The 22,400-nt window shown below is 70.4% G+C and carries 20 protein-coding genes; 17 read left to right on the top strand and 3 right to left on the bottom strand.

The genetic code is table 11. The annotated features are described in order from the left end of the window. Positions 1-91 precede the first annotated feature (91 nt). From ACZ67T_RS27665 to ACZ67T_RS27615, 11 genes are all read left to right on the top strand, one after another. Positions 92-2,482 carry a SpoIIE family protein phosphatase gene (locus ACZ67T_RS27665; RefSeq protein WP_469987685.1) on the top strand — a complete coding sequence of 797 codons (2,391 nt, stop codon included), beginning with the start codon at positions 92-94 and terminating at the stop codon, positions 2,480-2,482. Between the two features lie 327 nt (positions 2,483-2,809). After that, the gene (locus tag ACZ67T_RS27660) at positions 2,810-3,175 is read left to right on the top strand and encodes a hypothetical protein (RefSeq protein ID WP_469987684.1); all 366 of its coding nucleotides are present in this window, start codon (positions 2,810-2,812) and stop codon (positions 3,173-3,175) included. A gap of 36 nt (positions 3,176-3,211) precedes the next feature. After that, entirely contained in the window at positions 3,212-4,435 is a 1,224-nt protein-coding gene (locus ACZ67T_RS27655; RefSeq protein WP_469987683.1) for a cytochrome P450, read from the top strand. Between the two features lie 220 nt (positions 4,436-4,655). Continuing rightward, entirely contained in the window at positions 4,656-5,030 is a 375-nt protein-coding gene (locus ACZ67T_RS27650) for a hypothetical protein (protein ID WP_469987682.1), read from the top strand. A gap of 11 nt (positions 5,031-5,041) precedes the next feature. Then, the gene (locus ACZ67T_RS27645; RefSeq protein ID WP_469987681.1) at positions 5,042-6,625 is read left to right on the top strand and encodes a peptidoglycan-binding protein; all 1,584 of its coding nucleotides are present in this window, start codon (positions 5,042-5,044) and stop codon (positions 6,623-6,625) included. Beyond that, positions 6,597-7,136 carry a protease inhibitor I42 family protein gene (locus tag ACZ67T_RS27640; protein ID WP_469987680.1) on the top strand — a complete coding sequence of 180 codons (540 nt, stop codon included), beginning with the start codon at positions 6,597-6,599 and terminating at the stop codon, positions 7,134-7,136. Before ACZ67T_RS27645 ends, ACZ67T_RS27640 begins: the two co-directional genes overlap by 29 nt. Before the next feature lie 46 nt (positions 7,137-7,182). Next, a complete protein-coding gene (locus ACZ67T_RS27635; protein ID WP_469987679.1) occupies positions 7,183-7,596 on the top strand; it encodes a hypothetical protein in 414 nt (137 codons plus the stop codon). Positions 7,597-7,795: 199 nt separating this feature from the next. Next, entirely contained in the window at positions 7,796-8,224 is a 429-nt protein-coding gene (gene panD, locus ACZ67T_RS27630) for an aspartate 1-decarboxylase (protein WP_453466766.1), read from the top strand. 29 nt (positions 8,225-8,253) lie between these two features. Further along, positions 8,254-8,610, top strand: coding sequence for a GNAT family N-acetyltransferase (locus ACZ67T_RS27625; RefSeq protein WP_469987678.1), 357 nt, complete (start codon positions 8,254-8,256; stop codon positions 8,608-8,610). A gap of 4 nt (positions 8,611-8,614) precedes the next feature. Beyond that, on the top strand, positions 8,615-9,265 hold the full coding sequence (locus ACZ67T_RS27620) for an aspartate/glutamate racemase family protein (protein ID WP_469987677.1): 651 nt from the start codon (positions 8,615-8,617) through the stop codon (positions 9,263-9,265). A gap of 48 nt (positions 9,266-9,313) precedes the next feature. Continuing rightward, positions 9,314-9,772 carry a nitroreductase family deazaflavin-dependent oxidoreductase gene (locus ACZ67T_RS27615; RefSeq protein ID WP_469987676.1) on the top strand — a complete coding sequence of 153 codons (459 nt, stop codon included), beginning with the start codon at positions 9,314-9,316 and terminating at the stop codon, positions 9,770-9,772. A 338-nt stretch (positions 9,773-10,110) separates the two neighbouring features. Here the strand turns inward: ACZ67T_RS27615 and gndA are convergent, their stop codons facing one another. Beyond that, positions 10,111-11,550, bottom strand: coding sequence for an NADP-dependent phosphogluconate dehydrogenase (gndA, locus tag ACZ67T_RS27610; RefSeq protein ID WP_469987675.1), 1,440 nt, complete (start codon positions 11,548-11,550; stop codon positions 10,111-10,113). 146 nt (positions 11,551-11,696) lie between these two features. Between gndA and ACZ67T_RS27605 the strand changes: the two genes are divergently transcribed. After that, positions 11,697-12,668, top strand: coding sequence for an acetylxylan esterase (locus ACZ67T_RS27605; RefSeq protein WP_469987674.1), 972 nt, complete (start codon positions 11,697-11,699; stop codon positions 12,666-12,668). Positions 12,669-12,809: 141 nt separating this feature from the next. Then, positions 12,810-14,030 carry a transglycosylase family protein gene (locus ACZ67T_RS27600; RefSeq protein ID WP_469987673.1) on the top strand — a complete coding sequence of 407 codons (1,221 nt, stop codon included), beginning with the start codon at positions 12,810-12,812 and terminating at the stop codon, positions 14,028-14,030. Here the strand turns inward: ACZ67T_RS27600 and ACZ67T_RS27595 are convergent. Next, positions 14,020-15,054: a DMT family transporter gene (locus tag ACZ67T_RS27595; protein WP_469987672.1), complete on the bottom strand. Its 1,035-nt coding sequence runs from the start codon at positions 15,052-15,054 to the stop codon at positions 14,020-14,022. The two genes, ACZ67T_RS27600 and ACZ67T_RS27595, sit on opposite strands and share 11 nt — an antisense overlap. A 221-nt stretch (positions 15,055-15,275) precedes the next feature. Here ACZ67T_RS27595 and ACZ67T_RS27590 point away from each other — a divergent pair, with 221 nt between their 5' ends. Then, complete coding sequence (locus ACZ67T_RS27590; protein ID WP_469987671.1) at positions 15,276-16,010, top strand: (2Fe-2S)-binding protein; 735 nt, start codon at positions 15,276-15,278, stop codon at positions 16,008-16,010. A gap of 32 nt (positions 16,011-16,042) precedes the next feature. Here ACZ67T_RS27590 and ACZ67T_RS27585 read toward each other — a convergent pair whose 3' ends face one another. After that, positions 16,043-17,236, bottom strand: coding sequence for an RNA-guided endonuclease InsQ/TnpB family protein (locus ACZ67T_RS27585; RefSeq protein WP_469987670.1), 1,194 nt, complete (start codon positions 17,234-17,236; stop codon positions 16,043-16,045). 159 nt (positions 17,237-17,395) lie between these two features. Here ACZ67T_RS27585 and glgA point away from each other — a divergent pair, with 159 nt between their 5' ends. From glgA to ACZ67T_RS27570, 3 genes are all read left to right on the top strand, one after another. Continuing rightward, the gene (glgA, locus tag ACZ67T_RS27580) at positions 17,396-18,577 is read left to right on the top strand and encodes a glycogen synthase (protein ID WP_469987669.1); all 1,182 of its coding nucleotides are present in this window, start codon (positions 17,396-17,398) and stop codon (positions 18,575-18,577) included. A 66-nt stretch (positions 18,578-18,643) separates the two neighbouring features. Next, the gene (glgC, locus tag ACZ67T_RS27575) at positions 18,644-19,864 is read left to right on the top strand and encodes a glucose-1-phosphate adenylyltransferase (protein WP_469987668.1); all 1,221 of its coding nucleotides are present in this window, start codon (positions 18,644-18,646) and stop codon (positions 19,862-19,864) included. Positions 19,865-20,015: 151 nt separating this feature from the next. Continuing rightward, positions 20,016-22,358, top strand: coding sequence for a GH92 family glycosyl hydrolase (locus ACZ67T_RS27570; protein WP_469987667.1), 2,343 nt, complete (start codon positions 20,016-20,018; stop codon positions 22,356-22,358). The last annotated feature ends 42 nt before the right edge of the window (positions 22,359-22,400 follow it).

Below are 22,400 nucleotides of genomic sequence, written 5' to 3'. Positions count from 1 at the left end.
CGGTCGCCGTGGCCGTGACCCGGGGCCAAGACGTGCCACGGGGCCCGAGGCGTAGCCTTGAATCCAGACATTCCAGTACTGGGCAGGTCGCATGGCCACGATGCACGCATCATGCGAGACCGGTCACGAGAACCCTTTCGACACGACCACAGCAGCGATGATCGTGCTGGATGCGCAGGGGAGAGTGACCGGCTGGAGTCCTGGAGCCCGCAATCTCTACGGGGCCGACACCCGAGAGGTGCTCGGCCGCCCGGCGAGCGAGGTGTTGCCGGGTGTCGGCACCCGGGGTGACACGCTTCAGGGCTTCGGGGCAGCGGAGGCACCCGAGGACGCCCGGACCGAGAGACGTACCGTTCGACGCCCGGACGGGGCGCTGGTGGAGACGGTCCTGCGCATCTTTCCGGTCGAGCAGGACCGGGGGAGGCCCGCCTGGGTCCTGATGGCGGCGGCAAGCGACCGCTATCAGGAGTGGGTGACCGACCAGTCGATGCTGTCCGGGCTCTTCACACAGGCACCCGTGGGGCTCAGCGTCTACGGCCCTGACGCCCACCTCAACTGGGCCAACGACGTCGTGCAGCAGGTCATGGGCTGGCGCGCCGGTGAATGGGAGGGCCGAGCCAACAGTCTGCTCTATCCGCACGGCAGCATCCTGTCCCCTCCTCGCTACCACGAGACGGAGGAGGTGCTCGAGGAAGTGCTGCGCACCGGCGAAGCCGTGCTCGACGTCCACTGGCGCGGGCCCACCCCCGCCGCCTGCGCGTACCACCGGGTCTACTCGTGCTCGTACTTCCGCCTGCAGGACGACGCGGGCCACCCCCTGGGCGTCTGCGAGGCGTCCGTCGATGTCACCGATCGCTACGAGGCACAGACTCGCCTGGCGCTGCTCAGCCGAGCCAGCGGGATCGGCACCACGCTCGACGTCGGGAAAACGGCGGAGGAACTCGCGGGGCTCGTGGTCCCGGATCTCGCCGACTCCGTACGGATCGAGGTCGCGGACTCGGTCCTGGCCGGAGAAGAAGCCCCGCCCGCGGACTCCGGCTCACCGACAGGGCTACGGCTCATGGCAAAGAGGACCAGGAGCGCCCCGTCCGTTGCGCAAAGTGATGCCCTGCTGGGTGTCATCGGCAGTGGGCCGACGACCGCGCACGAACGCCTGCTGGCCGTGCCCCTGCTCCTCGCAGGCAGCACGCTCGGCACGGTCACCCTCCTGCGGCAGCCGCCCCGTGCACCGTTCGCCGAGGAGGACCGCGCCCTCGCCGAAGAGCTGGCATCGCGCACCGCGGTGTGCGTGGACAACGCTCGCCGCTACGTCCGCGAGCACACCACGGCGCTGAAATTGCAGCGCGACCTCCTCCCGCGAGAACTGCCGCAACCGAGCGGCATCGAGCTCGCGCACCGCTACATCCCCACCACCGGCCCCCTCGGGGTCGGGGGCGACTGGTACGACGTGATTCCGCTGGCGGGCGCCCGCGTCGGCCTGGTGGTCGGTGACGTGGTGGGACACGGAGTGGACGCCGCGGCCACCATGGGACGGCTGCGCACGAGCGTGAGGGCACTCGCCGCCCTGGACCTGCCGCCGGACGAACTCCTGACCCGGCTCGACGACTTGGTGGGTCATGCACGCGTCGGAATACACCGGACGCCGGGCGAACAGGGGACGGACCGGGCGCTCGGGGCGACCTGTCTGTACGCCGTGTACGACCCGACCTCCCGCACGTGCGCCATGGCCAGCGCGGGCCACCTCCCGCCGGTCGCCACCGGCCGTGGGACAGGCACCCGGCACGCTGAACCGCTCGACCTGCCCACAGGCCCACCGCTGGGGATCGGTGGACTGCCCTTCGAGAGCGTGGAATTCGATTTCGCCGAGGGGGCCGTGCTCGCCCTGTTCACTGACGGAATCGTCAAGGCGCGCGGCCGGGACGTGGACGAGGGAGTGAAGGACCTGTGCGGCGCCCTGGACGCCTCGGCCGGGTCCCTGCAGAAAGCGTGCGACGAGGTCGTCTCCCGGTGTGCCCACGGATCCGCCGACGACGATGCCGCGCTGCTGCTCGTGCGCGTCCACGCCTTCCCCAAGGACAGCGTGGCCTCCTGGCAGGTCGCCTCCGACCCGGCCGAGGTGGCCGGCGTCCGTGCACACGTCCGGGAGAAACTGGAGGACTGGGGGCTGGACGAGGCGGCGTTCGTCTCGGAACTGGTCGTGAGTGAACTCGTCACCAACGCCATCCGATACGGCCGCCCCCCTGTCTCTCTGCGCCTGCTTCGCGACGTCGACCGCACCTTGATATGCGAGGTTTCGGACGCGGGCAACACCTCTCCGCATCTCCGTCACGCAGGCGACGAGGACGAAGGAGGGCGGGGCCTCTTCCTGGTGGCGCAGCTGACCACCATGTGGGGCACGCGCTACGACCGCCAGGGCAAGACGATCTGGTCCGAGATCGGGCTGGGGCAGGAAGTACCACTGGACCTGCTTCTGGAGGCGTGACTTCGATCCCTGGCCCCGCCAGAGTCCGCAGTCCCCTGCGTGGCGCAGGCCCAACGCCTGTTCGGCGAGCCCGGCCGTCCCGCCGGGCGCCCCGGCCGTGGGCGTCGTGCAGCGCAAGGACTACGTCCGACGCCGCCGCCGTTGCCCTCTTCGCACCCGGGTCGGCACGGACGGCCGCAGGGCCGCCACCGCACGGCTCTCGCGTTGCGAGGCCCTCCCGCCGAGCCGATCCTGGAGTGGTGGCATACCAGCCATGCGAGTGAACCGAACCCACACGGGCTGCGGGGCCGGCGGTCGTCGCAACCCGGGCAAGGAGCGGGGTTCCAGATGCGGCTCGTCGTCGACCTCAACCGGTGTCAGGGCTCCGACCTCACGCTGGGCGACCAGCCGGTCGTAGCCCAGGGGGCACCCGCCGAGGAGCGGCTCGTCGCGGTGCACGGGTATCGCGGCCGGACCGTCGCGGCGGCTTCTTCCGACGCGGGAGAGTGGCTGGGGTTCCACCGAATCGAGACCGGAGCGTCGTTCCCGCCGGGCCACCTCCTGGTGGACGGCCGCGCCGACGCTCTGCAACCCGTCGAACCCGTCGATCCGGCGTTCCCGGACCCCCATCTGCCCACCCACGGGCCGACCGTCACCTTGATCGGCCACCCACCGATCGAGCAGCGTGTCCCGTTCGCCGCGGCGCGCGCCTGACCCTCGCCCCCGACCGTCGGCCCCTCAGGAGACACCATGACTCTGGGCACCATGCTCGCGCAGATCACCGACTATGCGAATCGCGCCGATCCGTACCCCCTGTACGCCGCCCTGCGCGAGTCGCCGGTCACCCGCCAGGACGACGGATCGTACGTGGTCAGCACCTATTACGAGGTGCGGAGCCTGGCCAACGACCCGCGGCTGAGCAACGACTCGCGCAACCGCACTCCCGGCGCCGGCGGCCCCGACATGATCGGGGAGGACCCCGACCTGCCGCCCAGCTTCCTGCTGCAGGACCCGCCCGGACACGACCGGCTGCGCAATGCGGCGATGCGGCCGTTCGGACCCCCGCACAGCCCCAGATTCCTCCACGACCTGCGTGGAGAGCTGGCCGGGATCGTCACCGGTCTGGTCGACGGGCTCGAAGGCAAGGACGAGATCGACGTCGTCGACGACTTCGCCTACCCCCTTCCCGTCACGGCCATCTGCAAGGTTCTGGGCGTGCCGCGCGAGGACGAAGCACGCTTCCACGGCTGGGCCGACACCGTGGCGTCCGGGCTCGATCCCAGCGCCGGGGAAAGCGGCCTGGAAAAGGCACACAAGGCACGCGGCGAACTGGGTGCCTACCTGGCCGACCTGATCGAGACCAAGCGCGACAACCCGGGCAGCGGGATCCTCGGCCCCCTCGCCCAAGAGACGGGCCCCGACGGCAGCATGTCGACCAAGGAGCTGGTGGCCACCTCGATACTGCTCCTGATCGCAGGCCATGAGACAACCGTCAACCTGATCAGCAACGCGACGCTCACACTGCTGCGCCACCCCGACATCCTCGAACGGTTCCGGACGGAACCAGACTTGGTGGTTCCGCTCATCGAGGAGGTGCTGCGGTACGAGCCGCCGGTCCAGTTCATACCGTTCACCACCGCCCTGGCCGACATCGACATCGCCGGCACCACCATCCCCAAGGGCTCGCCGGTCCGGCTGATGCTGGCGGCGGCCAACCGCGACCCGAAGCGCTTCGAGGACCCCGACCGGTTCGATCCCGACCGCAAGGACAACGAGCACCTCGGGTTCTACACCGGCATCCACTACTGCTTCGGCGCCCCGCTGGCCCGGATGGAGGCACAGCTCGCCCTGCCGGAGCTCTTCCGCCGGATCAGAAACCCACGGCTACTGGCGGACCCGCCGCCCTACCGCGTCAACCCCGTCCTGCGCGGCCCCCGCCACCTTCCCGTGGCGATCGACGGCCTCACCACCTGACGCCGGCGCTTCGGTTTCGTCGTCGAGCCGCGCAGTCTCCCTCATACGCGCCACGCGCTACGGGGAGTTGCAACCGATCTCCCGGGCCGGAACGAGCGCCGGGCGTGCCGTGGGCGCGCGATGTGGAGGAGATGTGTCTGGCGGACGTTGCGGCATCCTTCGTATTTACAGTGCGTGTTAGCCTGCCCGCGGTCACGAATCGAACGCATATGGGGGAGGCGTGGTGGGGTCGGACGGCTACCAGGTCAAGGCGGGTATGACCGGCCAGGCCCAGCAACTCGACGACGCCGGCACGGACATGGACGGCGTCAGCTCGGCCGTCAAGTCCCGCACGAGTTACTCGTACGGCGATGTCGGCGGCGATGACGCCGCGTCGGCGCTGAACGCGTTCGTCAAGGCGTGGGAGGCGGAGGCCAAGACACTGGCGTCGGCGTTGCACGAGCTCGGTGACAAGGTGCAGTTGGCCAAGAAGACCTACCACGGCACCGACGGCCTGGTGAAGACGCGCGCGGACAGCGTCCCCGTCGGCGGCGCGAGCAGCCTCACCGGCACAGCGACCCAGGGCGGGCGCACCTCGGCCCTGTCGGGCTACTGAGGAACGGGCCGGTGTCTTTCTTCTCCTCTCCCCTCAACTCCCCTTCCTTCCGCCTCGCGTGGCTCGCCGGGCTGTCCAAGAAGATGCTCGGTGCCGGAAGCAAGAACGAGCTGCTCGACCTGCTCGACGACGCCCTCTCGGTGCCCGAACCGGGCGGCGACCAGGGCGTGCTGGAGAGCCTGGCAGGTCTTTACCGCGGCCAGCTCGACCAGGTGGGCAGCGTCTTCGATCAGGTCGACCGGGTGGGCCGCAAGGGTCTTCCGGAAGTGTGGGTCGGCGACACGAGCGTCCTCGCCTCCGACGTGGTGAACGCCGCCGGAAGGTCCGCGACCCAGATGAGCGAGGCGTTCCAGGGGTGCGCGACGGTGCTGCTGACGCTGGCCGACGCGATCGGCGCCGCGCAGCGCAAGGACGAGCAGGGCCGCGGTCAGCTGCTGGAGCAGAAGAAGACGCTCGGCGGCAAGGACGGTTTCTTCGACGACCTGCACGAGAACGACGAGGAGGAGTGGGACCGCAAGAACGCCGCCCACTTCGGCTCCTACGCGGTCGACCTGATGCACGCCGCCGTCTCCGACGCGCAGGAGGCCACCCGCGTCGCGGCCCGGGACCTGAACAAGTGGGCCGCCGAGGCGCGGGCCGGGAAGATGGAGACCAGCGAACTCACCGCCGTCGACAAGCTGATGCTCGCCGACACGGGCGTCGCGGGCGCCGACACCGAGCTGAACGAGATCCTCTCCGCCAACGACCTGGCACGCGCGTCGACGCGGATGGACCAGCTGAACCTCGATGACGAGACGGCCATGGAGCGGATGCTGGCGAAGTCGCAGACGCCGCAGGAACGGGCCTACCTGATGAAGGCGCTGGCCGCAGGCCACAGCGTCGCCGAGATCGGTACGTTCCAGGACAAGATCCACGGCAAGGACCCCGACTGGATGCGACGGCACCTCACTCCGGTGGTCACCGCCGCGGACAGCATGGACGACGAGGGTCTGGCGTCGGACGGCGGGAACAACAACAAGGATGCCGTCTCCTTCGACGGCCAGCAGTGGATCCAAGGCGGCGACGGCTCCGAGGGCACCTGCGTGGCCTCGTCCACCGTCACGTCCCGCGCCATGGTCGACCCCCTGTACGCGCTCGACCTCACCGGCGGCCCCGACGGACAGCAGGACGACCCCGAAGCCTTCAAGCAGCGCCTGGTGGCCGAACAGCACCGGCTGCACACCGAAGGCGACGGCGGCGAGAACTGGGGCGGCATGGGGCCCGAGGGGCAGGAACGGATCAACGACACCGCCGTCGGCAGTGCCACCGGCAGTGACTACCAGCGCCAGGACCTGAACAGCACCGACGACCGCAGGGCGGTCCTCACCGACGTCGAGAAGTCGGTGGCGCAGGGGCGGCCGGTGCCGGTCGACGTCTCGGGCAAGGACGGCGCCCACGCCATGACCATCATCGCCCAGGAGGGTGACATGCTTCAGGTGTACAACCCCTGGGGCACGACCACTTGGGTCAGCGAGGACGACTTCATCAACGGCCACATGGGCAAGGCTTCCAACAGTGATCTCCCCAATGCGTACAGCGTCTATCTTCCGCGGTAGCAGGGGTGGTGCCGCCGTCGCGGCGGCCGCGCTCCTCGCTCTCGCCACGGGCTGCGGCTCGGGCACCGACGAACCGGCCGGCGGCTCCACGAGCACCGCGGGCCGCCCCTCCGGCACTACGAGCCGCCCGGTGAAGGACACCAGCATCACTGCCGAGCCGGGCGAGCGCTTCACGCTCACGGTCGGCCAGAACGCCTCCACCCGCGAGTACTGGTACCTGGTCGACCCCGAGCCCGACAGCTCGGTGCTGGTCAGCCGCGGTCAGGACTACGCGTCGGACTCCGGCGACAAGTCGGCGGCCGGTGCCGGCGGCCGGCTCACCTTCACCTTCGAGGCCAAGGGCAAGGGGACCACCCGCTTCACGCTGCTGCACTGCACCTTCACCACCTGCCAGGGCAACACCTCCACCCGGCCCCCCGAGACCACCGGACCCTCCGCCACCCCGACCACGGGGGCGGCCACCCCCTCCCAGGCCCCCGAGCGCATCACCTACACCGTCACCGTCGACTGAGCCGCAGCGGACCAGTCAGATGAGACGAGACACCCGAGGTCCCGCCATGAACGACGACGCCCAGCACCCGCCGGACCGCACGGACGACGAGCTGGCCCGGCTCGACATCACCGTCCTGCTGCGTCACGGCCTCACCGCCGCCCCCGGCGCCCGGCGCACCGCCCTGTTCGGCGACGGCGCCGCGGCCGCGGCAGTCGTCCTCGACCGCCTCGGCACCGAGCCGCGCTCGGTCGCCTTCCTCGCCGACACCGTGCGCGCCGGCGGACTCGCCCGCGCCGCGGAGCTGCCCGAGCCCCTGCCCCGCCGGGAGGCGGCCGTCCTCGTACAGGAGTGGCTGCGGGCCGGCACCGAACTCGTGGGCGGGATCGCCGCCGACGACACCGCGGCCGATTGGCTGCGCGCCGTCGCGACCATCATCGAACTGAAGCAGCTGACCCGGGCGCGCGGCCGCAGCACGTGATCTGAGCAGCGGGTCCGAGTACGGCGGCGGGTGAGGGGACATCGGGCGACTGCCTGCTGCGAGTTGGACAGAGAAGACCCGTCCTGGCCCCAAACCCGGCGCGGGACAAGTCCCTTCGGGCCCGACGCGCGCCGGTGTAGAGTGCAGCAGGCCCTTGACCTGCAAAAAGCGGGCAGGGAGCGAATTTCGGGAGTGCTGAATGCTGCGCACCATGTTCAAGTCCAAGATCCACCGCGCCACCGTCACCCAGGCCGACCTGCACTACGTCGGGTCCGTCACCATCGACCGTGATCTCCTCGACGCCGCCGACCTGCTGCCCGGCGAGCTCGTGCACATCGTCGACATCGACAACGGCGCCCGCCTGGAGACGTACGTCATCGAGGGTGAGCGGGGGAGCGGTGTCATCGGGATCAACGGGGCCGCGGCCCACCTCGTGCATCCCGGGGACCTCGTGATCATCATCAGTTACGCTCAGGTCGACGACGCCGAGGCGCGTGCGCTGCGGCCCCAGGTCGTGCACGTGGACCGGGAGAACCGGATCGTGGCCCTGGGCGCCGACCCGTCCGAGCCGGTTCCCGGCGGGGACACGGAGCGCAGCCCCCAGGCGGTGGCAGCCACCGCCGGCTGACAGGCCGGCCGCAGACGCGAGGAGAGCCCATGAGCGACATCGAGATCCGCGACGAACGGGACAAGGGCCTCCTCGTGGCCGGCGCGGCGGGAGAACCCCAAGGCGCTGTCTTCGGGTACATCGAGTACTTCGTCCTCGACGCACCCGAGAGGGCCCTCGTGCCCGTGCACACCGTCGTGGAGCACGAGCACGAAGGCCGGGGCATCGCGGGATCGCTGGCCCGCGAGCTGTACGCCATCGCCGCCCGCGAGGGCATCGCCGTGGCGCCCCTGTGCCCGTTCGTCGTGGAGTGGGCCGCGCGCCACCCCGGAGAGGCCCCCGTCGCCTCGCCCGAGCTGATGGACGCCGCACAGCGCGCCCTCGCCGACGACCCGTCCAAGTGGTGACCCTGTGAACCTCGCACTCCTGCACACCTCCCCGGTCCACGTCCCCGTCTTCGACGCCCTGCGCGACACCGACCACCCCGGTCTCGTCCTGCGTCACCTCGTGGACGAGAGCCTGCTCGAACGGGCCAGGGCCGCCGGGCCCGACGCCGTCGCGGACGACGTGCGCGCGCTGCTCGAAACCGCCGTGGCCGAGGGGGCGAGCGCAGTGCTCTGCACCTGCTCGACCATCGGCGGCGTCGCCGAGGCCCAGTCCGCCGCCGTCGGCGTCCCCGTCCTGCGCGTGGACCGGCCGATGGCCGCCGCCGCGGTCGACGCCGGGCGGGCCGTCGCCGTGGTCGCCGCCCTGGAGAGCACCCTCGGCCCGACCGTCGCCCTCGTCGAGGAGGAGGCCGCCCGCGCCGGCCGCCCCGTCGACGTACGCACGGTGCTGGTGGCAGGGGCCTGGGAGCGGTTCGAGGCAGGCGACCGGGACGGGTACCGGGACCTCGTGGCCGCCGCAGTCGACGCCCTCACCGATGTCGACGTCGTCGTGCTCGCCCAGGCCTCCATGGCGCCCGCGGCCGACCGGACCACCACGACGGTCCCCGTCCTCTCCAGCCCACGCCCCGGCCTGCGCGCGGCGGCGGGCAACACGGCCTACGCTGAGCCGAGTTGAACGCGTTGAACCGCATGCGACCGGCTTGAGCTGAACGAGGAGAGTCAGATGGCCCAGGACGAGACCGGCACCGACGTCGTGATCAGCCCCACGGGCTGGGTCGCCGAGCAGGCCCGCCTCTACGAGGAGTCCGGCGGCACCGAGGGCACCACCATCCCCGGCCCGATGAGCGCTCCCTGTCTGCTGCTCGACTACCAGGGGCGTCAGTCCGGCAAGTGGCGCCGCACGGTCCTGATCTACGACCGCGACGGCGACGACTACCTGATCGTCGCCTCGAAGGGCGGCGCCGACCAGCACCCCGAGTGGTACCTGAACCTGGAGGCCAACCCGGACGTGCGGCTGCGCGTCGAGACCGAGCGGTTCGCCGCCCGCGCCGAGACCCTCTCCCGGGAGGAAAAGGCCAGGGTGTGGCCCCATCTCGTGGAGATCTTCGCCCCGTACGCGGACTACCAGAAGAAGACCGAGCGGGACATTCCCGTCGTACGCCTCACCCGTATCAAGGGCTGAGCGTCGGCGGGGCGGTGTGTGGACCCGGCGGGCGTGGGCACGCGTGCCGGGAGACAGTGGCGGGGACCGGCCCGCGCCCCGCCGGAGCGCGGGCGGCCTCCGACCCCACCTGGAGGAATCGATGACGCATCCCATCCCCGACCCCGTCACCCCACCGACACCGGGGCCCGACGTTCCCGATCCGGGGCCGTTCCCCTCCCCGATCCCGGCGCCTCCGCCGCCCCGCCCGGGCCCCACGCCGCAGCCCCCGCCTCCGCCGCCGTCCCCGGGCCCGCCGAACCCCGACCCGGACCCGGCGCCGCCCGAGCCGGAGCCTTCACCCATCTAGCGGCAAGGCCCTACGCCGGCACCTCGGACCGGTCGCCGCCCCACAGTGTGTGGAACGCGCCCTCGCGGTCTGTGCGGCGGTACGTGTGGGCGCCGAAGAAGTCCCGCTGGCCCTGCGTGAGCGCGGCCGGGAGGCGGTCGGCGCGCAGCGCGTCGTAGTACGCGAGCGCGGCCGCGAAGCCGGGCGCCGGGACGCCCTCGACCGTCGCGGCGACCAGGACGGCACGCCAGTCGTCCTGCGCCGCGCCGATCTCCTGCGCGAACGTCTTGTCCGAGAGGAGACTCGGCAGGTCGGGACGGGCGTCGTACGCGGCGGTGATCCGGTCGAGGAACGCGGCCCGGATGATGCAGCCGCCGCGCCAGATCGAGGCGACGGCGCCCAGGTCGATGTCCCAGTCGTACGCCTCGCTGCCTGCCGTGATCTCGTGGAAGCCCTGCGTGTACGACACGATCTTCGACGCGTACAGGGCCTGCTCGACCCGGTCGGCGAACGCCGCGGCCTCCGGCTCGCTCAGCGTGGTCGGCGTCGGGCCCGCCAGGTCCTTCGAGGCCGCGCGCAGGTCCGCGTGGCCGGACAGTGAGCGCGCGAAGACGGCCTCGGCGATGCCCGACACCGGGACGCCCAGGTCGAGCGCGATCTGCACGGTCCAGCGCCCCGTACCCTTCTGTTCCGCCTCGTCGACGACGACGTCCACGAAGGGCTTGCCCGTCGCCGCGTCCACGTGCGACAGGACCTCGGCCGTGATCTCGATCAGATACGAGTCGAGCCGGCCGGTGTTCCACTTGCGGAAGATGTCGGCGATCTGCGCGGGGGAGTAGCCCGCCACGTCGCGCAGGAGCTGGTAGGCCTCGCCGATGAGCTGCATGTCGGCGTACTCGATGCCGTTGTGGACCATCTTCACGAAGTGGCCGGCGCCGTCCGGGCCGACGTGCGTCACGCACGGGGAGCCGTCCTTGGCCTTCGCGGAGATCTTCTCCAGCATCGGGCCGAGCGCCGCGTACGACTCCTGGCTGCCGCCCGGCATGATGCTCGGCCCGTTCAGGGCGCCCTCCTCGCCGCCGGAGACGCCCGTGCCGACGAAGTGGATGCCGCGCTCGCGCAGTTCGCGCTCGCGGCGCCGGGTGTCCGCGAAGTGCGCGTTGCCGCCGTCGACGATCATGTCGCCGGGCTCCATGAGAGGCGCGAACTCCTGGATCACCGCGTCCGTCGGGTCACCGGCCTTGACCATGATCACCAGGCGGCGCGGCCGTTCCAGCGCCGCCACGAACTCCTCCGCGGTCTCGGTGGGGACGAACTCGCCCTCGCCGCCGAACTCCGCCACGAGGTCGTGCGTGCGGGAAGCGGTGCGGTTGTGCAGGGCGACCGTGTAGCCGTTCCTGGCGAAGTTCCGCGCGAGATTGCGCCCCATGACAGCGAGCCCCGTGACACCGATCTGGGCTGACTTGCTCATGCCTGTCGCTCCTGAAGTAGGGAGGTGATCGTTCTTGTTCATTTGTAGCGCGGTGAGGCGTACCGTGACGCTGCGACGCCCTGGTTGAGCCCTCAGGACTCGCCGCGCAAGTCTTTACGGATATCTGTACGGAGAAGGAGCTGCCCGTGCCTCATTTCGACCTGCCGCTCGATGAACTGCGGTCCTACCGGCCGACGTTGACGCAGCCCGAGGACTTCGACGCGTTCTGGGAGAAGACCCTGGCCGAGGCGCGCGAGCACGACCTCGACGCACGCTTCGTCCCGGTCGACGTGCCGCTGTCCGCGGTCGACGTATTCGATGTTACGTACGCCGGGTTCGGCGGGCATCCGGTCAAGGGCTGGCTCGTCCTGCCGGCGGGGACGACCGGGCCGCTGCCCGCCGTCGTCGAGTACATCGGCTACGGAGGCGGGCGCGGCCTGCCCCACACGAACCTGATGTGGGCCGCTGCCGGCTTCGCGCACTTCGTCATGGACACGCGAGGCCAGGGCTCCGGCGGCAGGGTGGGCGACACCCCCGACCCGGTCGGCAGCGGACCCTCGCACACCGGCTTCATGACGCGCGGCATCGAGGACCCGCACGAGTACTTCTACCGGCGCGTCTTCACCGACGCCGTCCGCGCGGTCGAGGCGGCACGTTCGCACCCCCTCGTCGACGCGTCGCGCGTCGCCGCGCTCGGAGGCAGCCAGGGCGGCGGCATCACGATCGCGGTCGGCGGCCTCGTGCCCGACCTCGTCGCCATCGCGCCCGACGTGCCGTTCCTGTGCCAGTTCCCCCGCGCGGCCACCCTCACCGAACGCCATCCGTACCGCGAGATCGCCCTGTATCTGAAGGCGCACATCGGCGCCGACGAGCAGGTCTTCCGCACGCTGTCGTACTTCGACGGCGTGCACTTCGCGGCGCGCGGCACCGCGCCGGCCCTGTTCTCGGTGGCGCTGGAGGACCAGACCTGCCCGCCCTCCACGGTCTTCGCGGCGTTCAACTCCTATGCCGGGCAGGACAAGGCGATCAAGGTGTACACCTTCAACGACCACGAGGGCGGCGGTCCCTTCCATCAGGCCGCCCAACTCGACTGGCTGCCCGCGCGGTTGCGCGACTGATGCGCTAACTGCGCCTGGAGAAAGCCCCCTTGGCCACCCTTGGCCCCTCTTGACTCCTCGTGTCACCTCTGTGCGGGTCTTGTCACGAGTGTGTCGGAGCGGCTAACTTGCCGCTTCTGACGTGTGTCTGAGGGGGCTTCCATGGCCGTACGCGGTCGGCATCGCCGGTATCAGCCGAACCGGATCAACCGGGCGTCGCTCACCGTCACCGCGGGCAGCGCGGGTATGGCGATCCCTCTCATCGGCGCGGGCGTGGCGCACGCGGCCGACGCGGACACCTGGAACAAGGTCGCGGCCTGCGAGTCGAGCGGCAACTGGAGCATCAACTCCGGCAACGGCTACTTCGGCGGGCTCCAGTTCACGCAGTCCACCTGGGAGGCCTACGGCGGCACCGCCTACGCCGCGCGTGCCGACCGCGCCACCCGGGGCCAGCAAATTGCCGTCGCCGAGAAGGTCCTCGACGGGCAGGGGCCCGGCGCCTGGCCGGTCTGCTCGGCCCGCGCGGGCCTCACCCGAGGCGGCGACACCGTGGGACCGCACACCGAAACCGTCCGGCAGAAGCCCCGGCGGACGGTGAAGGACGTCAAGCCCGAGGTCACGCCCCAGTCGACGGCGGGCACGGCCCACATGTACACGGTGGTCGGCGGCGACACTCTCTCCGGCATCGCCGACGCCCGCGAAGTGCCGGGCGGATGGCGGAAGTTGTACGAGAGCAACCGCCGCACCATCGGCTCGGACCCCGACCTCATCCTGCCGGGCCAGCGCCTCGTCCTGCACCCGTCGGCGAAGCCGCGCGACCCGGCCGCCCCGCAGAAGCGCGAACGGCACGCCGAAAGGCCCACCGAGAAGGACGAGAAGACCGACAGGAAGAGCGACCAGAAACGGGACACCGCCCCCGCGAAGAAGACCGGCACGGCCACCGCCACCCGGCCCCGGACCGAGAAGCCCGCCCCGTCGCACGACGTCACCGCCCCCGTCACCGCGAGCCTCGGCACCCCGTACCACGCGGCCGGTTCCTCCTGGTCGAAGGGCTACCACACGGGCGTCGACTTCGCCGTGTCCACCGGTACGACCGTCAAGGCCATCGCCTCCGGCCAGGTCGTCTCCGCGGGCTGGGGCGGCTCGTACGGGTACGAGGTCGTGATCCGGCACGCCGACGGAAAGTACAGCCAGTACGGCCATCTCTCGGCGCTCAGCGTGAAGGCGGGACAGCGGGTCATGGCCGGTCAGCGCATCGCGCGCTCGGGTTCCACGGGCAACAGCACGGGCCCGCATCTGCACTTCGAGGTGCGGACGGGGCCCGGCTTCGGTTCGGACGTCGACCCGCTGGCGTATCTGCGGGCGCACGGCGTCAGGATTTGATGCGCTCGTCGCGGGGGCAGTACCACTCGTCGTAGCGGCGGCCCTCGCCGATGGTGCGGCCCTGCGCGTCGGCATCGCGCGCGGGCGCCTCGACGCGCCGCACCAGCGGCTCGCCGTCGGTGATCGCGCGCGGTGTCTCGGTCGTGGCCTGGGCGGGCATCGCCGCGACGACCGACTCCGGGTCGGCCCTGCGCGCCCCGCTGATCCGCTCCGTCGTCAGCAGGATCAGGCCGCCCGCGGCGACGACACCGCACGCGAGGGCGAGGGCGGTGCCTGTCGTGCCGTATCGGAACGTTTCGCCGAAGAGCGTGAGACCGACCGCCGCCGCGACCACCGGGTTCACGACGGTCACCGTGGCGAGCGGAGCCGCGAGGCCCGCGCCGCGGTACGACGCCTGGGACAGGAGCATGCCGGACGTGGCGAGCGCCGCTATCACCAGGAAGCTCGAGAACTGGGCGAACGCCCCGTCCTCCGTCCACTCCACCGCCACGGATTTCGTGAAGACGGACGCGATGCCGAACGCGACACCCGCCGCGCCCGCGAGCAGGACGCTGCGCACCACGGGGTGGCGGTGCGCCGCGTGCGCGAGAGTCATCAGGGCGAGGACCGTGCCGGCCGTCACGAGGGCGACCATCAGCCGCTCCGTGCCTTCGAGGGACTGCTCGGACGCCGACCCCGTGAGGGAGAGCAGACCGGCGAGACCCACCGCGGCCATGATCGCGCCACGCCAGGCGGTGGCCCCGGCCTTGCGGTGCACGAAGAGCGCCGCCATCGGCAGCGCGAACACGATCGTCAGCGCGCCGAGGGGCTGTACGAGGCTGAGCGGCCCGTACGCCAGGGCCGCCACGTGAAGGAGCGCTCCCAGACCGTTGAGCACGACCGCGCACCACCACACAGGGCGGCGCAGCGGCGCGTAGGCGTGCTCGGGCGTGGACACCGCGACACGTTCCTGGAGGATCGCGCCGCCCGCGTACGCCACCGCGGAGACGAGGGAGAGCAGCACAGCCAGCGTGAGTGCACTCATCGGCCGCTCCTCACTGTGCGGCGGCGCATCCCGCGGTGCGGCGAACGGTCGGTTTCCATACCTCTACGATCTCTCTTTCCGGCGCTCACGTCGTCGTACCTGAGCACGCATTGGGTCCTACTGCCGATGGAGTACGACCCGCCCCGGGGCCTCCACCCGATGGGGGACACGGGGTGCACCCCACCCGTGACCTGCGGACCCCTACTTGCTGTACTGAGGCCGTGACAGCCCACATCGACCTGCGCGAACTCGGTTCCCTCGGCGGATTCTTCGCTCTGTGCGACACGAAGGAGGCGGAGAGTGATCTACCGACGCTGGGGTGCGTCTATCAGAACGGCGCACCGGTCCGCGACCCCCTCGCGCACCGCGTCGAGAAGGTCGCGCGGGCACTCTCCGTGCCCGAACCACGCGTCGCCGTGTCCGTCGCCCAACTCGGCCTCGCCGCGCGCCTGTGGTCGGTGGCGCTCGGCAGCGCGGCCCTCTTCGGGCGCGTCCCGGACCTCGACCCCGCGCTGCTGCACTGGAACCCCGACGCCAGTGCGCCCGACGACCTGTCCCTCGCCGGTACGGGGCAGCTCCCCGCCGACAGCGCGCACCTCGCGCAGCTCGTGCTGGACCGCCACCTGGAACCGCTGTCGGCCGCCCTGCGCGCCCGCTACCGCGTCTCGGCCCCGCTGCTGCGCGGCAACGCCGGGTCCGCGCTCGCCGGCGCCGCCCGCGAGATCAGCCACTGGGCTCGCCGCGCCGGGCGCCCCGACGTCGCCGCCCGCGCCCGCCTCCTGACCACGGAACTCTTCGCGGACCCCCGCCTCGCCGCGACCGGCACCCGTAGCGGCACCGCTTTCCGCCGCACGAGCTGCTGCCTCATCTACCGTGCCCCCGGCGGCGGTCTCTGCGGGGACTGCTGCTTCGAGCGGCCGCCGCAGCACTCTTCCCCACCGGCCGCTTCTGAGTGACCTTGACGCTTCCCCCCTGAAGGGAGGGGTTCTTACGGCTCGCGCCGTGAGGTTTCCTGTTTCATCGCCGACTGCCCGCCCGGAGAACTCCGTTGAGGTCTTACACCAGCTCCGCAGGCTGCAACCGCCCGCCCGGCGGCCAGAAGGTTCTTCGCCGCGTTCACGTCCCGGTCATGGGTCGTGCCGCACTCACACGTCCACGTGCGGACGCTGAGCGGCATCTTGTCAGCCAAGATGCCGCAGGAGGAGCACAGTTTCGAGGAGGGGAACCACCGGTCGACGGCGATGACCTCACGCCCGTACCAGGCGGCTTTGTACTCCAGCATGCTCCGGAACCGAGACCACGCGGCATCGCTGATGGCGCGGGCCAGTTTCGGGTTCTTGACCATGTTACGCACGGTCAGGTCCTCGATCACGAGCGTTTGGTTTTCGCGCACGAGACGAGTGGTGATCTTGTGCAGGGCATCGCGGCGGCGGTCCGCGATCCGGGCATGAACCTTGCCGACTTTGCGCCGGGCTTTGGCCCGGTTCGCCGAGCCTTTGGCCTTCTTCGCCAGCCTGCGCTGAGCCTTCGCTAGGGCGACCCGGTCGCGGCGCTCGTGCCTCGGGTTGGCGATCTTCTCGCCCGTCGAGAGGGTCAGGAGGTGGTCGAGACCGGCATCGATGCCGACCGCGGCATCAGTGGTGGGCAGGTGCTTGATGCCGGGGTCGTCACACAGCAGGGAGACGAACCAGCGTCCCGCCGCGTCCTGCGACACCGTCACCGTGGAAGGGCTCATGCCCTCCGGCAGCGGTCTCGACCACACGATGCGCAGGGATTCGCTCATCTTCGCGAGTCTCAACTCACCGTCCCGGAAACGGAACGCCGAGGTGGTGTACTCGGCGGCCTTCCGCGACTTCTTCCGGCTCTTGAAGCGCGGATATTTGGCCCGCTTGCCGAAGAAGTGCGTGAACGCTCCTTGCAGGTGCCGCAGGGCCTGCTGGAGCGGGACCGACGACACCTCGTTCAGATACGCCAGTTCCTCGGTTTTCTTCCACGCCGTCAGCATCGCGGAAGTCTGGTTGTAGTTGATCCGCTCCTGCCGCGCCCACGCTTCGGTCCGGGCGGCCAGCGCCATGTTGTAGACCTTGCGCACACATCCGAACGTGCGCGACAGCTCCGCTGCCTGCGCATCCGTCGGATAGAAGCGGTACTTGAACGCCCGCTTCACATGGCTCGTGGTCACACTCGCAAACTAGCGTCGCCGCACGTGAGGTTCAAACCCGCGGGTCAAAGCACTGCGGTCCACCTTTGCGGCGAAGCCCACCCCGTTGGCCGTTGCTTGCCCCGCAGAAATCCGATTCCTCGTCCGTCCTGAAGGGCAGAGTATCCACGGAGGTATCCGATGAGAGTGGGGCTACTGACCCGGGAGTACCCGCCGGACGTCTATGGCGGCGCGGGCGTCCATGTCGAGTTCCTCGCAAGGGAGTTACGCCCCCTCGTCGACCTCGACGTCCACACGTGGGGCGAGGGCGGTGCCGAGGGGCTGCGGCGCCACCGCGCGTGGCAGGCGCTCGACGGGGCGAACGACGCACTGCGCACCTTCTCCGTGGACCTGTCCATCGCGGCCGCGCTCGAAGGCCGCGAACTCGTCCACTCCCACACCTGGTACGCCAATCTGGCGGGTCACATAGGCAAGTTGCTCCACGGCATCCCGCACATCGTGACCGCGCACTCGCTCGAACCCCTGCGCCCCTGGAAGGCCGAGCAACTCGGCGGCGGATACGCCCTGTCGGGCTGGGCCGAGCGCACCGCCGTCGAGGCGGCCGACGCGGTCATCGCCGTTTCGGGAGCCATGCGCGACGACATCCTGGCCTGCTATCCGGCGATCGACCCGGCGAAGGTCCGCGTCGTCCACAACGGCATCGACTCCTCCCTCTACCGCCCCGACCCCGCCACGGACGTCCTCGCCCGCATCGGTATCGACCTGGAGCGCCCGTACGTCGTCTTCGTCGGACGCATCACACGGCAGAAGGGTGTGCCTCATCTCCTGCGGGCGGCGAAGGAACTGGACCCGTCGGCGCAGCTGATCCTGTGCGCGGGAGCGCCCGACACTCCGGCCGTCGGGCGTGAATTCCGCACCCTCGTGGACGAGTTGCGTGCGCTGCGGGACGGCGTCCAATGGATCCCGCAGATGCTGCCCCGTGCAGATGTGGTCCAACTCCTCACCCACGCCCGGGCGTTCGTCTGTCCGTCGGTGTACGAACCCCTCGGCATCGTGAACCTGGAGGCGATGGCGTGCGGCACCGCCGTCGTGGCCTCAGCCGTCGGCGGCATCCCGGAGGTCGTCGCCGACGGGACGACCGGCCTCCTCGTGCCCTACGAGGAGCGTGACCCGCAGGCGTTCGAGAGCGGGCTCGCGCAGGCCCTGAACCGGCTGGTGGGTGACCCCGGTGAGGCGGCACGCATGGGCGCCGCCGGGCGGGAGCGCGTAGAGCGCGAGTTCGGCTGGGACACCGTGGCCCGGCGCACGGCCGACGTGTACGACGAGATCCTCAACACGACGCAGCCGGTCAGGAAGGCGTAACAGGCGGGCAAGACGGAGCAGTTCCTCGAAGCGATAGGGATCCTCAAGGTGAAGCTGGGGGCTGGGATGCGCGGTGGACCTTCGGTGCTCGGGATCGTACTGGCGGGCGGGGAGGGCAAGCGCCTGCTGCCACTCACCGCCGACCGGGCGAAACCGGCGGTCACCTTCGGCGGTACGTACCGCCTCGTCGACTTCGTCCTGTCCAACCTCGTCAACGCCGACATCCTGCGCATCTGCGTCCTGACCCAGTACAAGTCGCACTCGCTCGACCGGCACGTCACGACGACCTGGCGCATGTCGAGCCTGCTCGGCAACTACGTCACGCCCGTCCCGGCCCAGCAGCGCCTCGGCCCGCGCTGGTACCTCGGCAGCGCGGACGCCATTCTCCAGTCCCTGAACCTGGTCCACGACGAACAGCCCGACTACATAGCGGTGTTCGGCGCCGACCACGTCTACCGCATGGACCCGCGCCAGATGCTCCAGCAGCACATCGACAGCGGCGCGGGCGTCACGGTCGCGGGTATCCGCGTACCCCGCGCGGACGCCTCGGCGTTCGGGATCATCACGCCGGCCGGTGACGGCACGCGCGTGGACCGCTTCCTGGAGAAGCCGGCCGACCCTCCCGGCATCCCCGGCTCCCCGCACCAGGTGTTCGCCTCCATGGGCAACTACGTCTTCACCACGAAGACCCTCATCGACGCGTTGCAGCAGGACTCCGAGACGCCCGACTCGGTGCATGACATGGGTGGTTCGATCCTGCCGATGCTCACCGAACGCGGTGTCGCCCAGCTCTACGACTTCGACGGCAACCACGTCCCCGGCGAGACGCCCCACGAGCACGGCTACTGGCGTGACGTCGGCACCCTCGACGCGTACTACGAGGCCCACCTCGACCTGCTCTCGGACAAGCCCGCCTTCAACCTCGACAACCGGCGCTGGCCCATCTACACGCACCCCGGGCAGCTGCCGCCCGCCAAGTTCTGCGCGGGCGGCATCGCGGGCCAGTCGATCGTCAGCCCGGGCTGCGTCATCCGCGGCCAGGTCACCCGCTCCGTCCTGTCCCCGGGTGTCACGGTCGAGGAGGGCGCCGTCGTCCAGGGTTCGGTCCTGCACGACAACGTACGGATCGGCAGGGGTGCCGTGGTGCGCGGAGCCGTGCTCGACAAGAACGTGGACGTGCCGCCGGGGGCCACCATCGGCGTCAACCCGGAGCGGGACGCCGAGCTGTACACGGTGTCGAAGGGCGGGGTGATCGCCCTGGGGAAGGGCCGAAAGGTCGTGGTCTGACCGTTTCTAACCCCTCGTCGGCGGGTGCCCTGTTCCGTGTCTCGTTCGCAGGCTCCCGCCGTCGAGTCTCTTGACGGGTACACGCACGCGCCAGAAGAATGACCGCTGCGTTTTGACAACGTTGTCTAGTACTCGAGGAGGCGGTCTCGCCATGAGATGGACCCAACGGCTGCGCGGAGCGGGGACGGCGGTGGCGGCGGCCGCGCTCCTGGGTGGTGCGCTCGCCGTGCCGTCGGCCCAGGCGGCCGTGTCCGACGAGGGCCGGCTCACCGATCTGGTCAACCCGTTCATCGGCACCGAGAACGAGGGAAACACCTACCCGGGCGCCGCCGTGCCCTTCGGCATGGTGCAGTTCTCGCCCGACACGGGGCACAACACGGGTTACGACTACTCCGAGAACCACATCCGCGGGTTCTCCACCGTGCATCTGTCCGGCGTCGGCTGCGGCCTCGGCGGCGATCTGCCCGTGCTGCCCACGACCGGCGACATCACGTCGACGGACTACGCCAAGTACGCGGCGGAGTTCAGCCACGACGACGAGAAGGCGAGCCCCGGCTCGTACAAGGTCGGCCTGAAGACGGGCATCGAGGCCGAGCTGACCGCGACGAAGCGGACGGGCGTGCAGCGGTACACGTTCCCCGCCACCGACAAGGCCAACGTCCTCATCAACGCCGGCCAGTCGCTGCACAAGACCCTGAACACCAAGGTCGAGATCCTCGACAACCGCACCGTCCGCACGGCCATCACCGGCAGTGGCTTCTGCCAGGACACGAAGCCGTACACGGTGTACACGATCACCCGCTTCGACCGGCCGTTCACCACGTCGGGCACATGGAAGGGCGACGCGGTCACCGAGGGCTCGAAGGAGTCGACGGCCGGCGGTGAGCGCAGCGGCGCGTTCGTGCGCTTCGACACCTCCAAGGACCGCAGCGTCGAGGCGACCACGGCGATCTCGTACGTCGACGCGAAGGGCGCGGCGCTCAACCTCCGCTCCGAGGGCGGCCGTTCCTACGACAGTGTCGAGCACGCGGCGCAGGCCGCGTGGGAGGACCGGCTCGACGACGTCAAGGCGCAGGGCGGCAGCGACACGCTCCGCCGCACCTTCTACTCGTCCCTGTACCGCTCGTTCCTCGCGCCGAACATCGGAAGCGACGTCGACGGCCGCTACACCGGCTGGGACCAGAAGATCCACCGCGCCAAGGGCTACACGTACTACCAGAACTGGTCCCTCTGGGACACCTACCGCACGCAGGCACAGCTCCTGTCGCTGCTCGCGCCGCGCGAGTCCCGCGACATGGCGATCTCCGTCATCAAGATCGACGAGGAGAGCGGCTGGCTGCCCAAGTGGGGCTACGGCACGGTCGAGACGAACATCATGACCGGCGACCCGGTCACCCCGTTCCTCACCAACGCGTACCAGCAGGGTCTGCTCAAGGGCTACGAGGAGCAGGCGTACCGCGCGCTGAAGAAGAACGCCGACGGGGTCCCGCCCGCCGACTCCGCGCCGGTGGGCCGTGAGGCCAACAAGGAGTACATCGCGGACGGTTTCGCGCCGTACATCAAGGACCGCGCGCATGTGAAGCCGGGCGACTCCGACTACGACCACGGCGCCTCCGCCACCCTGGAGTACGCGCTGTCCGACGCGATGCTCGGGCAGATGGCGAAGGACCTGGGCCACAAGGACGACGCGGCGCGGTACACGCAGCGGGCGCAGAACTACCGGAAGATCTTCGACAGTTCGACCGGCTTCTTCCGGGCGCGGGACGCGGCGGGCGCCTTCACCGGCCCGGCCGACCCCGCCCAGAGCGAGGGCTTCCACGAGGGCACGTCCTGGCAGTACCAGTGGCTCGTCCCGCAGGACCTGCCGGGGATGGTCGGCCTGATCGGCGGCACCAAGCCGGCCAACGACCGCCTCGACTCGTTCTTCGCGTACGACAAGCTGGTGCAGGACCCCGCGAAGACCGCCCGCGAGGTGTGGGTGAACGGTCCGTACGCCTACTACAACGCGGACAAGTACAACCCGCAGAACGAGCCCGACCTGATCGCTCCCTACACGTACCTCTCGACCGGTCAGCCCTGGAAGACGACCGACGTCGTGCACGCGGCGCTCACGCTCTTCACGGACACCCCGACCGGCATGACCGGAAATGACGACCTCGGGACGATGTCCGCCTGGAACGTCCTGTCGTCGATCGGTGTCTTCCCGGTCCAGCCGGGCACGGACACCTGGGGCCTGTCGACCCCGGTCTTCGAGCGGGTGGACCTGACCCTCGACCGCCGCTACTACCCGAAGGGCCGCCTCACGGTGAAGGCTCCGGGGACCTCGGACTCGGCGCGATACATCCAGTCGGCGCAGACCGACGGGACCGCTTTGGGGAAGACGTATCTGACGACGGACGACATCCGAGGGCTGCGGGAGCTGTCCTTCACGGTCGGTGACAAGCCCTCCACCTGGGGCACCTCCGCCGACGCGGCGCCGCCGGCGCTGAAGTAACGGCCCACACGCCCCACCAGCACCACGAGACCCGCCCCTTCC

This window comes from Streptomyces sp. NPDC107517, from assembly GCF_055582645.1.
The sequence above is the reverse complement of the archived record's forward strand: the minus strand, read 5'-3'. Positions and strand labels throughout refer to the sequence as shown.